Source organism: Rhodococcus sp. NS-SX18, from assembly GCF_057367935.1.
The window spans coordinates 2,003,627-2,016,501 of record NZ_CM170633.1; the positions used below are offsets into that span (position 1 = coordinate 2,003,627).

The 12,875-nt window shown below is 69.1% G+C and carries 11 protein-coding genes and 2 tRNA genes; 5 read left to right on the forward strand and 8 right to left on the reverse strand.

The genetic code is table 11. The features are described 5' to 3' along the window. The first annotated feature begins 64 nt into the window (after positions 1 to 64). Both AC2IPW_RS09390 and AC2IPW_RS09395 read left to right on the forward strand, forming a co-directional pair. On the forward strand, positions 65 to 286 hold the full coding sequence (locus AC2IPW_RS09390) for a DUF3618 domain-containing protein (RefSeq protein ID WP_003938940.1): 222 nt from the start codon (positions 65 to 67) through the stop codon (positions 284 to 286). A 187-nt stretch (positions 287 to 473) separates the two neighbouring features. Then, on the forward strand, positions 474 to 1,241 hold the full coding sequence (locus AC2IPW_RS09395; protein WP_486376748.1) for a L,D-transpeptidase: 768 nt from the start codon (positions 474 to 476) through the stop codon (positions 1,239 to 1,241). 40 nt (positions 1,242 to 1,281) lie between these two features. Here the strand turns inward: AC2IPW_RS09395 and AC2IPW_RS09400 are convergent, their stop codons facing one another. The 3 genes from AC2IPW_RS09400 to AC2IPW_RS09410 form a co-directional block, all read right to left on the reverse strand. Then, positions 1,282 to 2,118, reverse strand: coding sequence for a mycofactocin-coupled SDR family oxidoreductase (locus AC2IPW_RS09400; protein WP_003938938.1), 837 nt, complete (start codon positions 2,116 to 2,118; stop codon positions 1,282 to 1,284). Between the two features lie 141 nt (positions 2,119 to 2,259). Then, the gene (locus tag AC2IPW_RS09405) at positions 2,260 to 3,099 is read right to left on the reverse strand and encodes an alpha/beta fold hydrolase (protein WP_486376749.1); all 840 of its coding nucleotides are present in this window, start codon (positions 3,097 to 3,099) and stop codon (positions 2,260 to 2,262) included. A gap of 345 nt (positions 3,100 to 3,444) precedes the next feature. After that, positions 3,445 to 3,517: transfer RNA gene (locus AC2IPW_RS09410), tRNA-Lys, on the reverse strand. Between the two features lie 349 nt (positions 3,518 to 3,866). On the opposite strand from AC2IPW_RS09410, the gene AC2IPW_RS09415 reads away from it, so the two are divergent. Then, entirely contained in the window at positions 3,867 to 5,009 is a 1,143-nt protein-coding gene (locus tag AC2IPW_RS09415) for a L,D-transpeptidase (RefSeq protein WP_054373841.1), read from the forward strand. 250 nt (positions 5,010 to 5,259) lie between these two features. Further along, positions 5,260 to 6,723, forward strand: a complete 1,464-nt coding sequence (locus AC2IPW_RS09420; RefSeq protein ID WP_486376750.1) for a selenium-binding protein SBP56-related protein — start codon at positions 5,260 to 5,262, stop codon at positions 6,721 to 6,723. 64 nt (positions 6,724 to 6,787) lie between these two features. On the opposite strand, the gene AC2IPW_RS09425 is transcribed toward AC2IPW_RS09420, so the two are convergent. Both AC2IPW_RS09425 and orn read right to left on the reverse strand, forming a co-directional pair. Beyond that, positions 6,788 to 6,865, reverse strand: a tRNA-His gene (locus AC2IPW_RS09425). An 83-nt stretch (positions 6,866 to 6,948) separates the two neighbouring features. Next, entirely contained in the window at positions 6,949 to 7,548 is a 600-nt protein-coding gene (gene orn / locus AC2IPW_RS09430) for an oligoribonuclease (protein ID WP_289381859.1), read from the reverse strand. Between the two features lie 83 nt (positions 7,549 to 7,631). Between orn and AC2IPW_RS09435 the strand changes: the two genes are divergently transcribed. After that, positions 7,632 to 9,350 (forward strand): helicase HerA-like domain-containing protein, encoded by a 1,719-nt coding sequence (locus AC2IPW_RS09435; RefSeq protein ID WP_289381856.1) that lies wholly within the window; start codon positions 7,632 to 7,634, stop codon positions 9,348 to 9,350. Positions 9,351 to 9,403: 53 nt separating this feature from the next. Here AC2IPW_RS09435 and cmrA read toward each other — a convergent pair whose 3' ends face one another. The 3 genes from cmrA to AC2IPW_RS09450 are packed head-to-tail and all read right to left on the reverse strand — an operon-like array spanning position 9,404 to position 12,803. After that, positions 9,404 to 10,207: a mycolate reductase gene (cmrA, locus tag AC2IPW_RS09440; protein ID WP_289381855.1), complete on the reverse strand. Its 804-nt coding sequence runs from the start codon at positions 10,205 to 10,207 to the stop codon at positions 9,404 to 9,406. Between the two features lie 26 nt (positions 10,208 to 10,233). After that, positions 10,234 to 12,261 (reverse strand): NADPH-dependent 2,4-dienoyl-CoA reductase, encoded by a 2,028-nt coding sequence (locus AC2IPW_RS09445; RefSeq protein ID WP_289381853.1) that lies wholly within the window; start codon positions 12,259 to 12,261, stop codon positions 10,234 to 10,236. Further along, the gene (locus AC2IPW_RS09450; protein ID WP_416063308.1) at positions 12,258 to 12,803 is read right to left on the reverse strand and encodes a PadR family transcriptional regulator; all 546 of its coding nucleotides are present in this window, start codon (positions 12,801 to 12,803) and stop codon (positions 12,258 to 12,260) included. The genes AC2IPW_RS09445 and AC2IPW_RS09450 overlap by 4 nt, the downstream gene beginning before the upstream one ends. Positions 12,804 to 12,875 lie beyond the last annotated feature (72 nt).

The following is a 12,875-nucleotide window of genomic DNA, read 5'->3' on the forward strand; positions in this document are numbered from 1 at the left end:
GTAACGGACCTGTGCGTCCACTACCGTGGTCGCAGCACAGTGCAGCGACCAACTGGAGGATCACGTGGGTAGGGACACCGAGGCCATCGAACGGGACATCGAGAACGCCCGCAACCAGCTTGCGAGCACCCTCGACGAATTGAGTGTGCGCGCCAGCCCGAAGAACGTGATGGCCCATACCAAGCAGACCGTGATGGAGAAGGTGAACCAGCCCAACGTCAAGTACGCGCTCGTCGCCGTGGGCGCCGTCGTCGGCGCGCTGGTGCTGCGCAAGCTGTTGCGCTGAGTTCTGTTGCGCTGAGTTCCGGCCCGAAGGGCACCGTCGTCCGGCGTATCGGACCGCGGTGCCTTTCGTCGTCTCCCGGCGACGTCGTCGCGCGGGGCCGATGTGACCTTGGACCGTTCCGAGTTCGATCATGACGTGATTGACTGAGGGTGAGCCAACCGCGCCATCTCGGAGGGGGCTGACGGCCATGCCGAACGCACAGCGGGTTGCACGACTTCTTCTCGTCTCGATCCTGACCGCCGTGGCCCTGCTCGGCTCCGGGGTTGCGGCCACTGCGGGGACGCTCGGCGGTGCTCCGCCGACACGGCTGCCCACGTCGGCGCTCGAGCCGGCGAACGGCGCGGTGGTGGGGGTCGGACACCCGGTGACCGTCCGGTTCGGCGCCCCCGTCGCCGACCGCGCCCGCGCCGAGCGGGCCGTCGAGATCACGACGTCGAAGCCGGTGAGCGGCCACTTCACGTGGCTCGACGACCGCCGGGTGCAGTGGGTTCCCGACGGTCTCTGGCCGGGGCACACCACCGTGACCGTCGCCGTGGCTGGAGCGCGGACCCAGTTCCAGGTCGGCGACGAGTTCGTCGCCGTCGCGAACCGCTCGACGCACCAGTTCACGGTCATCCTCAACGGCGAGGTGGTCCGGACGATGCCGGCGTCGATGGGCAAGCCCGGCTACGAGACGCCCGTCGGCACGTTCTCGGTGCTCGAGAAGTTCCGCGACCTCGTCATGGACTCGTCCACCTACGGCGTCCCGATCGACGCCCCGGAGGGCTACCGCATCGACACCGAGTACGCCGTGCGACTCACGTGGGGCGGCATCTTCGTCCATGCGGCGCCGTGGTCGGTGGACTCGCAGGGTTACGCGAACGTGAGCCACGGGTGCATCAACCTGAGCACCGAGAACGCGCAGTGGTACTTCGACCGGGTGAAGATCGGCGATCCCGTGATCGTGGAGGGCTGACCGGTGACCTGCTCCCGCCGGCACACCGGACCCGGGACGGCTACTTGATCACTGCGCCCGCGTCGATCGGCAGCTGCACACCGGTGACGTAGCGACCCGCGTCGCTGACCAGGAACAGGATCGCGTTGCTGATGTCGACCGGTTCGACCCATTCGATCGGCAGGGCGTTCATGGTCTTGAACGACTCGCCCGCTTCCTCCCGGGTGATCTCGGACGGCTTCTTGTCCGGGTTGAAGACCGCGTAGGTCTGCTCGTTGTGGATCATGTCCGTATCCACCGACGTGGGATGCACCGAATTGACCCGGATCATGTGCGGGGCGAGTTCGTTGGCGAGGGTCTTCGTCAATCCCACCACGCCGTGCTTGGCCGCGACGTAGTGCGCGAGGTTCGCCAGTCCCTTGATGCCCGCGGTCGAACTGGTGAGCACGATCGCGCCGCCGCCGTCGTTGGCCTTCAGGTGCGGCACGGTCGCCCGCACCGTCTTGAACACCCCCGTGAGATTGATGTCGATCATGTCGTCCCACATCTCGTCGGTGAGTTCCTCGACGGGCGCGAAGCTGGCGATGCCGGCGTTCGCGAGGACGATGTCGAGCCGGCCGAGCTGGGCCACGCCGTCGTCGACCGCCGACTTCAGGGCGGCACTGTCGCGGACGTCGGCCTGGGTGGCGACGATCCGGCGGTCCAGCGCCTCGACCTGCCGGACCGTCTCGGCGAGGTCGTCCGACGTGGCGAGGGGATAACCCACGGAATCGACCTGCGCGCAGAGATCGATCGCGATGATGTCGGCGCCCTCCTCGGCCAGCCGGACCGCGTGACTGCGGCCCTGCCCGCGTGCAGCACCGGTGATGAATGCGACCTTGCCCTCGAGCTGACCCATGGTGGTACTCCTCCGGCGTTCGGTGTGATGTTCGTCCCACAGTAGGTGGGTTCGACGGGCATCGGACCGAAATCGCAAGGCGGCTCGGCACACTCAGTCGTCGCGGCATGCCGGTGCGAGTCGGACACGCACGCCTCGTCGTCATGGGAGGAAGTCGAGGATCACGGCAGCTGTCTGCGCGGGCTGCCCCAGCCAGGGCACGTGTCCGCCCGGGAGGACCGCCGACGTCGCCGACGGGATCAGGTCGGTCACCCCACGGGCCACGGCGACGCCGCCGAGCGGCTCGTCGCGGCCCCAGACGAGCAGCGTAGGCATGGTCAGGCGGCCGAGTTCCTCGGGACGTACGCGCGTCCGCCGGCGGAACCCGGTCGGCGTCAGCAATGCCACGGGCGACACGAGTGCATGTATCTCGTCGCGCGCGGCCGACTCGGCGACGGGGTCTCTGCGCGTGGCAACGAGCAGATCGATCAGGTCGGGATGCCGGACCAGCGTCGCGCGTTCCCCCATGACGGCGGCAAACCGGAGTACGGACTCCCGGCCGGGCGGAACGAGACCGGCCGCCAGCCTGCCGAGCCCCGGAGTGGCGAGTACCCGGTGCGGCAGCGGGCACCGCGTCCCCGGAAAGGCGGGCGGCCCGACGAGTACGAGCCGGCCGACCCGCTCCGGGTGCGCGAGTGCGTACCAGGTGGCCCACACACCGCCCGCGGAGTGCCCGAGCAGCACGGTCTCTTCGAGGCCGAGGACGTCGAGCAGGCGATCCAGCCACCCGATCGCCGCTGTGCGGAAGTGCCGTCGGGGGTGGTCGATCGGGTCGCTGAGGCCCCGGCCGGGCAGGTCCGGGGCAATCGCGCGGACGCCGTCGAGTTCGGCGAGTAGCGGCAGAAAGAATCCGGCAGCGACCCCAGTGCCGTGGAGCAGGATCATCGGCGGTCCGGCGCCCTTCTCCAGGACGTGCACTCGGGTGGGCAAGTCCGATTCCACCCTGCGGCTGTATCCCGAGCCGTCCGGAAGCACTCGTTCGTACCATGCCCGCAGGCCCGCGTGGCCGTCGTCCGCCGACGTCCCAGCGTCTCGCACAGTGCTCTTCGTGAACATGGCCCCAGTTTGTTCGCGACGGCCGAACGCTCGCATCGGGCGAATTGTGCAGTCCGCCATCCCGCACAGGGGAAATCTGTGTACGACACCGCCGGCGAAGTGCCCGGTCGGCGGGACCTGCTTCGCGGGAGGCACGAGTTCGTGTCGGGCTGGACGGGGATGACAGCGGACACGACGGAAAGAAGAAGGAAGGCCGGCGATCTCGCAGATCGCCGGCCTTCCTTCGTGCTGTGCGCCATCAGGGACTCGAACCCCGAACCCGCTGATTAAGAGTCAGCTGCTCTGCCAATTGAGCTAATGGCGCTTGGCGGTGCGTCTCCGGTCCGTTGTCCCGGCGACGAAGGAAAGACTACACATCTTCCAGGAGCGCACCAAATCGGCAGGTCATGCTGCATTTCGGCGGACGCGGGACGTAACGCAGAAGGGGTCGGCGGCGATTGGTATTCGAACGTTATTCGCGTCGTCGACGTCGCGGCAGCTGTGTCTCGAGCAGGGCTGGCATCATCGAGCGCACGCGCATCGACGTGCAGTTTTGCGGCCCGGGGGAGGCCCGGAATCGGAGGGTGAGAGTGGTTGGGAACAGTGCGGCGCCGGGCCGTCGGCGGAATCGGCGTGCCGTCGCGGCGGTGCTCGGGGCGGTGTTGGTCGGAGTCATGACCTTCGTCACGGCCTGCTCCGGCGCGTCCGGCGCCGGCGGGGCCGAGGAGGTGCCGATCGATTCGAATCCCCTCGCCGCGCTCATCAAGCCCACGGTCTCGGCGAGCGTGGTCGACGGGGGAGTCGGCTTCTCGCCCATCGAGCCGGTGACCGTCTCGGTGGTCAACGGCAAGCTCGAGTCCGTCACCCTGCTCAATCCGGACGGGGAAGCGGTCGCCGGGGCACTCGGGCCGGACGGAGCCACGTGGGCGAACACCGAGCCGCTCGGCTACAGCCGGCAGTACCGGCTCGAGGCCGTCGCGTACGGGCTCGGCGGAGCGACGACGACCGTCGCCTCGTTCACCACCAGCGCTCCGGGGAACCTCACCCAGCCGTACGTGATGCCGGGCGAGGGTGCGGTCGTCGGCATCGGCCAGCCCGTCGCGATCCAGTTCGACGAGAACATCCCCGATCGTCTCGCTGCCGAGCAGGCCATCACCGTCGTCACCGAGCCGCCGGTGGAGGGCGCGTTCTACTGGCTGAGCAACCGCGAGGTGCGGTGGCGGCCCGAGAACTACTGGGCGCCGGGCACCAGGGTGACCGTGGATGTGAAGGTCTACGGTCGCGATCTGGGTGACGGCCTGTTCGGCCAGTCGGACGTGCACTCGAGCTTCACGATCGGTGATGCGGTGGTCATCACCGCCGACGACAACACCAAGCAGGTCACCGTCAACCGCAACGGGGTCGACGTGATGACGATGCCCACGTCCATGGGCAAGGACAGCACGCCCACCCCCAACGGCGTGTACACGATCGGCGACCGGTTCGAGCATCTGGTGATGGACTCGTCGACCTACGGCGTCGCCGTCGACTCCGCGGAGGGTTACCGGACCCCGGTGGACTGGGCGACGCGGATGTCCTACAGCGGCATCTTCTTCCACTCGGCGCCGTGGTCCCTCGGCGACCAGGGCGTGCGCAACGTCAGTCACGGCTGCCTCAACCTGAGCCCGGCCAACGCCAAGTGGATCTTCGACAACACCAAACGCGGCGACATCGTCGTCGTGCAGAACACCGTCGGCGGCATCCTCTCGGGCACCGAGGGGCTCGGGGACTGGAACATCCCGTGGTCGACGTGGAAGGCCGGGAACGCGCGCACCTGATCGGCCGCCCGGCGCGGGCAGGCTGGGGCCGCGTCCTGTGGTAGGGATCGGCACGAGACCCCCGGGATCGACGATCCCGGGGGTCTTCCCATGTCCGACGCCGACTTCCGGGCAGCCCGTCCCGCGCGGAAGGTCGACATGCGGTCCCGCGCGGCGGAGAATCAGGGAAAGGGCATGCCTACCTGTGACATCGACCGAGCGTGGACCACCGAGGGTGGCCCGGCGGACAGGTCCGAGTCGAGGAGGATTCATGCCTGCGACGACAGATCCCACGTTCTACCGCAGCCCGAGTGAGGCCGTGGCTGCCGCGCCCGAGCTGCTTGCCTATGTGGCTGCGTTCGATCCGGCCGGCCGGGCGAAGGACGCGATCGCAGTGGTCGATTGCGAGACGGGTTCGCCGACGTTCGGTGGCGTGGTCGGCTGGACCGAGCTGCCGACGGCGGGCAACGAGTTGCACCACTTCGGGTGGAACGCCTGCTCGAGCGCGCTGTGTCACGAGGGGCACGGTCACGAGGGGCACGGTCACGAGGGGCACGGTCACGAGGGGCACGGCGATCAGCACGGGCAGCCGCTCGAACGGCGATACCTGGTGGTGCCGGGCATCCGCTCGTCGAGAACGTACATCCTCGACACCAAGCCCGATGCGCGGCACCCGGTGGTGACACACACGATCGAGGCCGCCGAGCTCGCCGCGAAGGCCGGATACTCGCGTCCGCACACGGTGCACTGTGGACCGGGTGGCATCTTCATGTCCGCCCTGGGAAGCGCCGACGGCGCCGAGGGTCCGGGTGGTGTCGCGCTGCTCGACCACGACACGTTCGACGTCGTCGGGGCCTGGGAGGCCGAGCACGGCGAGCAGTTCCTGGCGTACGACGTGTGGTGGCACCTGAAGTACGACACGGTGATCACCTCCGAGTGGGCCACGCCGTCGATGATCGAGAACGGACTGAACCCCGAAGACCTCCTCGGCCGCAGGTTCGGACACCATCTGAACTTCTGGAGTATGTCCGAGCGCAAGCTGACCCAGCGCATCGATCTCGGCGACGAACATCAGATGGTTCTCGAACTCCGCCCGGCGCACAATCCCTCCCAGGCGTTCGGGTTCGTGGGAGTCGTCGTCAGCGTGGAGGATCTGTCGGCCTCCGTGTGGATGTGGCACAAGAGCGACGACCGGTGGGCGGTCGAGAAGGTGATCACCATTCCGGCGGAGCCGGCCGACACCGACGATCTGCCGCCGGCACTGAAACCCTTCGGCGCGGTACCGCCGCTCGTCTCCGACATCGACCTGTCGGTCGACGACCGTTGGCTGTACGTCTCGTGCTGGGGCACAGGAGAGCTCAAGCAGTACGACGTCGCCGACCCGTTCCATCCGCGGGAGACGGCATCGGTGCGCCTGGGCGGGATCGTTCGCCGCGCGCCGCACCCGGCGGTTCCTGACCTCCCGATCTCGGGAGGCCCGCAGATGGTGGAGATCAGTCGCGACGGGCGCCGGGTCTACGCCACCAACTCGCTGTACGCGGCCTGGGACGAGGTCTTCTACCCGGACGGCGTCGGAGCGTGGATGGCGAAGTTCGATGCCGATGTCTCCGCCGGCGGCCTCGTCGTCGACCGCGGGTTCTTCCCGCACGGCGACGACTTCCACGGACTCAGGGTGCATCAGACGCGCCTGCAGGGCGGGGATGCGTCCAGCGACTCGTACTGCTTCACCGGATGACCGCCGTGGCACGCCACTGAATAAGGCAAGTCCCTGACCGGATACCGGTCAGGGACTTGCCCTGTGGGGGTGAGTGACGGGACTCGAACCCGCGACAGCCAGGATCACAACCTGGTGCTCTACCAACTGAACTACACTCACCATCGCATTCGCGATCGGCCTGGGCCGGTTGCGCCTGCGGTACAGATACTAGCCTGTGTTTGCCGGAAAGGGCGAATCCGCAGGTCAGGCCGGACCCAACTCCTTCGTGACGGCGGCGATCTCGGCCGACGGAGGGCCCGGAGGCGCGACGAACGCGGTCCGCCGGTAGTACCGCAATTCGCGAATCGACTCCTTGATGTCGGCGAGCGCCCGGTGCGAAAGGCCCTTCGCCGGTTGCCCGAAGTAGATCCGCGGATACCAGCGGCGGCACAGCTCCTTGACGGAGCTGACGTCCACCATCCGGTAGTGAAGGTAGGCGTCGAGCTCGGGCATGTCACGAGCGATGAACCCGCGGTCCGTCGCGATCGAGTTGCCGGCCAGCGGCGCGGTACCGGCCTCCGGGACGTGAGCCCGGATGTAGTCGAGCACCATCTTCTCCGCCTCTGCGACGCTGACCGTGGACTTGCGCACCTCCTCGGTGAGCCCGGAGCGCTCGTGCATCTCGGTGACGACGTCGGGCATCGCGGCGAGTGCCTCGTCGTCGGCGTGGATGACGATGTCCACCCCGTCTCCGAGCACGTTGAGATCACTGTCGGTGACGAGGGCGGCGATCTCGATCAGCTGGTCGCTGTCGATCTGCAAGCCGGTCATTTCGCAATCGATCCATACAAGTTTGTCCTGCACGAAACACAGCGTAGTCAGCCCGGTCGCGGCGATATGGTCACGGTGACCATTCCGCGGCCGCATGTGGACGAGGAGGACACCGGATGACAGCCGATCCGACACCGCCGGCATCGTCGCCGGCCGAGAAGGCGGCGGCCGCCCGCGCGGCCGCCGAGGAAGCGGCGCGCGTCGCCGCCGCTGCCCTGGAAGCCGCCGAGCAGGCGCAGCGAGCGGCCGAGGCGGCCCAGCGCGAGGCCGACGCGGCGGACGTCGCGCCCGGCCCGGCCGGACAGATCGCCGCGGCATACTCCGTCGACGGGGTCGCCCTCGACCTCGGCGCTGTCGTCCACGACGGGGTGGTCGATTCGTCGGCTCGGATACGGATCCCGCTCGCCACGATGAACCGGCACGGACTGATCGCCGGTGCCACCGGTACCGGCAAGACCAAGACCGTGCAGGGCATCGCCGAGCAGCTCTCCGCCGCCGGAGTCCCGGTGGTGATGGCCGACATGAAAGGCGACCTGTCGGGCCTGTCGGCGCCCGGCGAGGACACCGACAGGGTGCGGACCCGCGCCGCCGAGACCGGCGATTCCGAATGGGTGCCGAGCACCTACCCGGTGCAGTTTCTCTCCCTCGGCACCGAGGGGATGGGCGTTCCGGTCCGAGCCACGGTCACCGCGTTCGGTCCGATCCTGCTCGGCAAGGTCCTCGGCCTCAACCCCACCCAGGAGTCCACCCTGGGGCTGATCTTCCACTGGGCCGACCGCCGGGGACTGCCGCTGCTCGACCTGAAGGACCTGCGGCAGGTCGTCACCCATCTGACCAGTGACGAGGGGAAGGCCGACCTGAAGGGCATCGGCGGAGTCTCCCGGGCCACCGCCGGCGTGATCCTGCGGGCGCTGGTCAATCTCGAGGCCGACGGCGGGGACACCTTCTTCGGGGAACCGGAGTTCGAGACCGAGGACTTACTGCGCGTCGACGGTGGACGCGGCGTGATCAGTCTGTTCGAGCTCGGCACCCACGCCGCCCGGCCGGTGCTGTTCTCGACGTTCCTGATGTGGGTGCTCGCGGACCTGTTCCAGACGTTGCCGGAGGAGGGCGACCTCGACAAACCGAAGCTCGTGTTCGTCTTCGACGAGGCCCACCTGCTGTTCGCGGACGCCTCCAAGGTGTTCCTGCAGCAGATCGAGCAGACGGTCAAGCTCATCCGTTCGAAGGGCGTGGGAGTGTTCTTCTGCACGCAGCTGCCCGCGGATGTGCCCGACGCGGTGCTGTCCCAGCTCGGTGCGCGGGTGCAGCACGCCTTGCGCGCGTTCACCCCGGACGATCAGAAGGCGCTGGCCAAGACCGTCCGGACGTATCCGGAGACGGACTTCTACGATCTCGAGGAGGCACTGACCACCCTCGGGATCGGCGAGGCCGTCGTCACGGTGCTCTCCGAGAAGGGCGCGCCGACACCTGTCGCGTGGACGCGGATCCGGCCGCCGCGCTCGCTGATGGACACGATCGGCGAGCCGGCGATCCGCGCGGCCGCGCAGGGCAGCGCGCTGTACGGCAGGTACGGGCGGACGGTGGACCGCGAGTCGGCGTACGAGCTGCTCACCGCCAAGGTGTCCGGCGCGCCCGCGCCGGACCCGCGGGTGGACCTGCCGCCGCTGCCGGACCTGCCCAGCGCGCCGCCGCCGCGGGACGAAGGGCCGAGCGTTGTCGAGCAGGTCCTCGGCAATGCGGCCGTCAAGAGTTTCCTGCGCTCGGCGGCGTCGGCCGCGGGACGCGAGATCAGTCGCAGCATCTTCGGCACCGGCCGGCGCCGCCGGCGCTGACGCCCCCGGTGTGTCGTTTGGGCTACTCCCGCAGCCCAAACGGCACACCGGCGCTATGCGCCCAGCTTCTTGTAGAAGGCGCCGACGATCGGCGCGACGACACCGCGCGGGGTGTAGTTGCCGGCGACGGACATCGCCTTGCTGATCAGGCCCGGCACGATGCGCATCTTGTTCTCGGCGAGCGCGTCGAGCGACACCTTCGCGGTGTGCTCGCTCGAAATCCACAGGAAGTCCGGCACGAGCCTGTCGACGATCGACGCCTCGGTCGGGTCCGGGGTCTCGGTGCGTACCGGGCCCGGCGCCAGCAGCGTCACGTGCACGCCGCTGTCCTTCAGTTCCCCGCGCAGCGACTCGGAGAAGGTGTTGACGAACGCCTTCGTCGCCGCATAGGTCGCGTTGTTGGGGATCGGCATGTTGCCCGCCGCGGAACCGACCATCAGGATCGCCCCGGATCGGCGCTCGACCATCTGCGGCAGCACCGCGAGGGTCAGGTCGTGCACGGCGACGGCGTTCAGTTCGACTTGGGCCCGTTCGTAGGCCGGATCGAGCTGGGCCACCGGGCCGAACGTCGCGATGCCGGCGTTGTTGCACAGGATGCTGATCGGGCGCTTGCCGAGTTCGTCGACGAGCTCGGTTCGTGCGTCGCGGTCGGACAGGTCGCAGGCGCGGACCTCGACGGTGACGCCGTGCTTCGCCCGCAGCGTCGCCGCGAGCTCCGCCATCACGTCGCCGCGGCGGGCGACGAGGATCAGCGAGTGCCCGCGCGCGGCGAGTTCGGCGGCGAGAGCCTCGCCGATGCCGGAGGAGGCGCCGGTCACGACGGCTCGGGCGTCGGGGGTGGGAGTCGGCAGAGTCATGGTCGCTCAGCGTAGCGGCGGCCGGTTCAGATGCGGTCCGCGAGGCGGGTGCCCTGCTCGATCGCGCGCTTGGCGTCGAGTTCCGCGGCGACGTCGGCCCCGCCGATGACGTGGGTGGTCACGCCCGCAGCGGTGAGCCGATCGACCAGGTCACGGACCGGTTCCTGCCCTGCACAGATCACCACGTTGTCCACGTCGAGCACCTTCGGGTCCCGGCGATCCTCGCCGAAGCTGATGTGCAGGCCGGCGTCGTCGATCCGCTCGTAGTTGACCCCGCAGACCTCGTGCACCTTCTTGTGCTTCAGGGACGCCCGGTGCACCCATCCGCTGGTCTTGCCGAGGCCCTTCCCGATCGGGCCGGGCTTGCGCTGCAACAGGAACACCTCCCGCGGCGACGGCGACGGGCGGGGCTCGGTGAGCGCCCCCGGGGCGGTCTTCGGGTCGGTGACGCCCCACTCGCGTTTCCATTCGGCCAGGTCGAGGGTGGGGGAGTGGTCGTGGGTGAGGAACTCGGAGACGTCGACGCCGATCCCGCCCGCCCCGATCACGGCGACGCGCGCCCCGACGGGCGCCCCGTCCCGGACGACCTGCGGGTAGGACAGCACGCTCGGATGGTCGATGCCCGGGATGGCGGGCACGCGGGGGGTGACGCCGGTCGCGACGACCACCTCGTCGTACGCGCCGATCAGATCGTCGGCGCTCGCGCGGGTACCGAGACGGAGTTGCACCTTCGTCAGCTCCAGCTGGCGGCGGAAGTACCGTACGGTCTCGGCGAACTCCTCCTTGCCGGGGATGCGGCGGGCGATGCCGAACTGGCCGCCGATCTCGTCGTCGGCTTCGAACAGGGTGACGGAGTGGCCGCGACGGGCCAGGTTCACGGCCGCCGCGAGCCCGGCAGGACCGGCGCCGACGACCGCGACGGTCTTGCGGCGGCGGGTGGGGGCGAGCAGCAGTTCGGTCTCCCGGCCGGCTCGGGGGTTGAGCAGGCACGAGACGTGCTTGTTGACGAACGCGTGGTCGAGGCAGGCCTGATTGCAGGCGATGCAGGTGTTGATCTCGTCGGGTACGCCGGCGGCGGCCTTGCGGACCCATTCCGGGTCGGCCAGCATCGGCCGCGCCATCGAGATCAGTTGTGCGTCGCCGCGGGCGAGGATTTCCTCGGCCGTCTCGGGCATATTGATCCGGTTGGACGCGGCGACCGGGATCCCGACGTGCTTCGCCAACTCGGCGGTCACGTCCGCGAACGCGGCACGCGGGACGGACGTGACGATGGTGGGCACCCGCGACTCGTGCCAGCCGATGTCGGTGTTGATCAGCGTGGCGCCCGCGCGTTCGAGTTCCTGAGCGAGGGCGACGATCTCGTCCCAGTGCTGGCCGCCTTCGACGAGGTCGGCCATGGACAGCCGGAAGCAGATCGCGAAGTTCGGTCCGACGGCTTCGCGGGTGCGGCGGACGATCTCGACGGGCAGCCGGCGACGGTTCTCGGCGCTGCCGCCCCACGCGTCGGTGCGGCGGTTGGTGCGCTCGGCGAGGAACTGGTTGATGAAGTAGCCTTCGCCGCCCATGATCTCGACGCCGTCGTAACCGGCCTGCTGGGCGAGGCGGGCGCAGCGGACGTAGGCGCGGATCTGCCGGCGCACACCCCACGAGGTCAGCCTGCGCGGGCGGAACGGGTTGATCGGTGCCTTGATCGACGACGCAGACACGCTCAGGGGCCAGTAGCTGTAGCGCCCGGCGTGCAGGATTTGCAGCAGGATACGGCCACCTTCGGTGTGGACCGCATCGGTGATCGTCCGGTGCCGGCGGGCCTCGAGCCGGTTGGTGAGTTTGGCGCCGAACGGCAGCAGCCAGCCGGTCCGGTTGGGGGCGTAGCCGCCGGTGACGATGAGGCCGACGCCGCCGCGGGCGCGCTCGGCGAAGTACGCGGCGAGGCGACCGGTGTTCTTGGCCCGGTCCTCGAGACCGGTGTGCATCGAGCCCATGACGACCCGGTTGGGGACGGTGAAGGGTCCGAGGTCGAGAGGGGAGAGCAGGTGGGGGTACGGGTTCGTCACGAGTTGTCCTCGGTGGTGAGGGCGTCGAGCACTTCCTGGCACCAGTCCGCGAATCCCTGTTCGACGCGGATGCCGCCGCGCAGAACCAGATACTGGTGCAGTGAGGGCCCGGTGAGCCGGTCAGGTGCGGGGAAGTCGCGCTTCTCGATGGTGCGGTACACCTCGAGACGTGCGGCGTGGGCGTCGCGGTGGCGGGTGAGCTCCGCGAGGAGGGCGGGGAGGGTGGCGGGCCCGGCGGCGCGGATCTTCACCGCCAGGTCGCTGCGTAGCTGCTCGGGGTCGGAGGGCTGGGAGATCCAGCGGTCCAGTTCGGTGCGTCCGGCGGCGCTGACGCGGTAGACCTTCTTGTCGGGTCGCCCGTCCTGGGGCACGGTGCGGCCGGTGATCCAGCCGCGCTCGTCCATCCGCCGCAGGACGCGGTAGATCTGCTGGTGGGTTGCGCTGTGGAAGAAGCCGATCGACTTGTCGAACCGGCGAGCGAGTTCGTAGCCGGAGCCGGACCGCTCGTCGAGTGCGGCGAGCAGCGCGTGTTCCAGTGCCATATCGCGAGTATGCACCGAGGTGCATATGCAATCAAGTGCACACCGGAGTCGACGTCCGCGAACCTCCCAGTC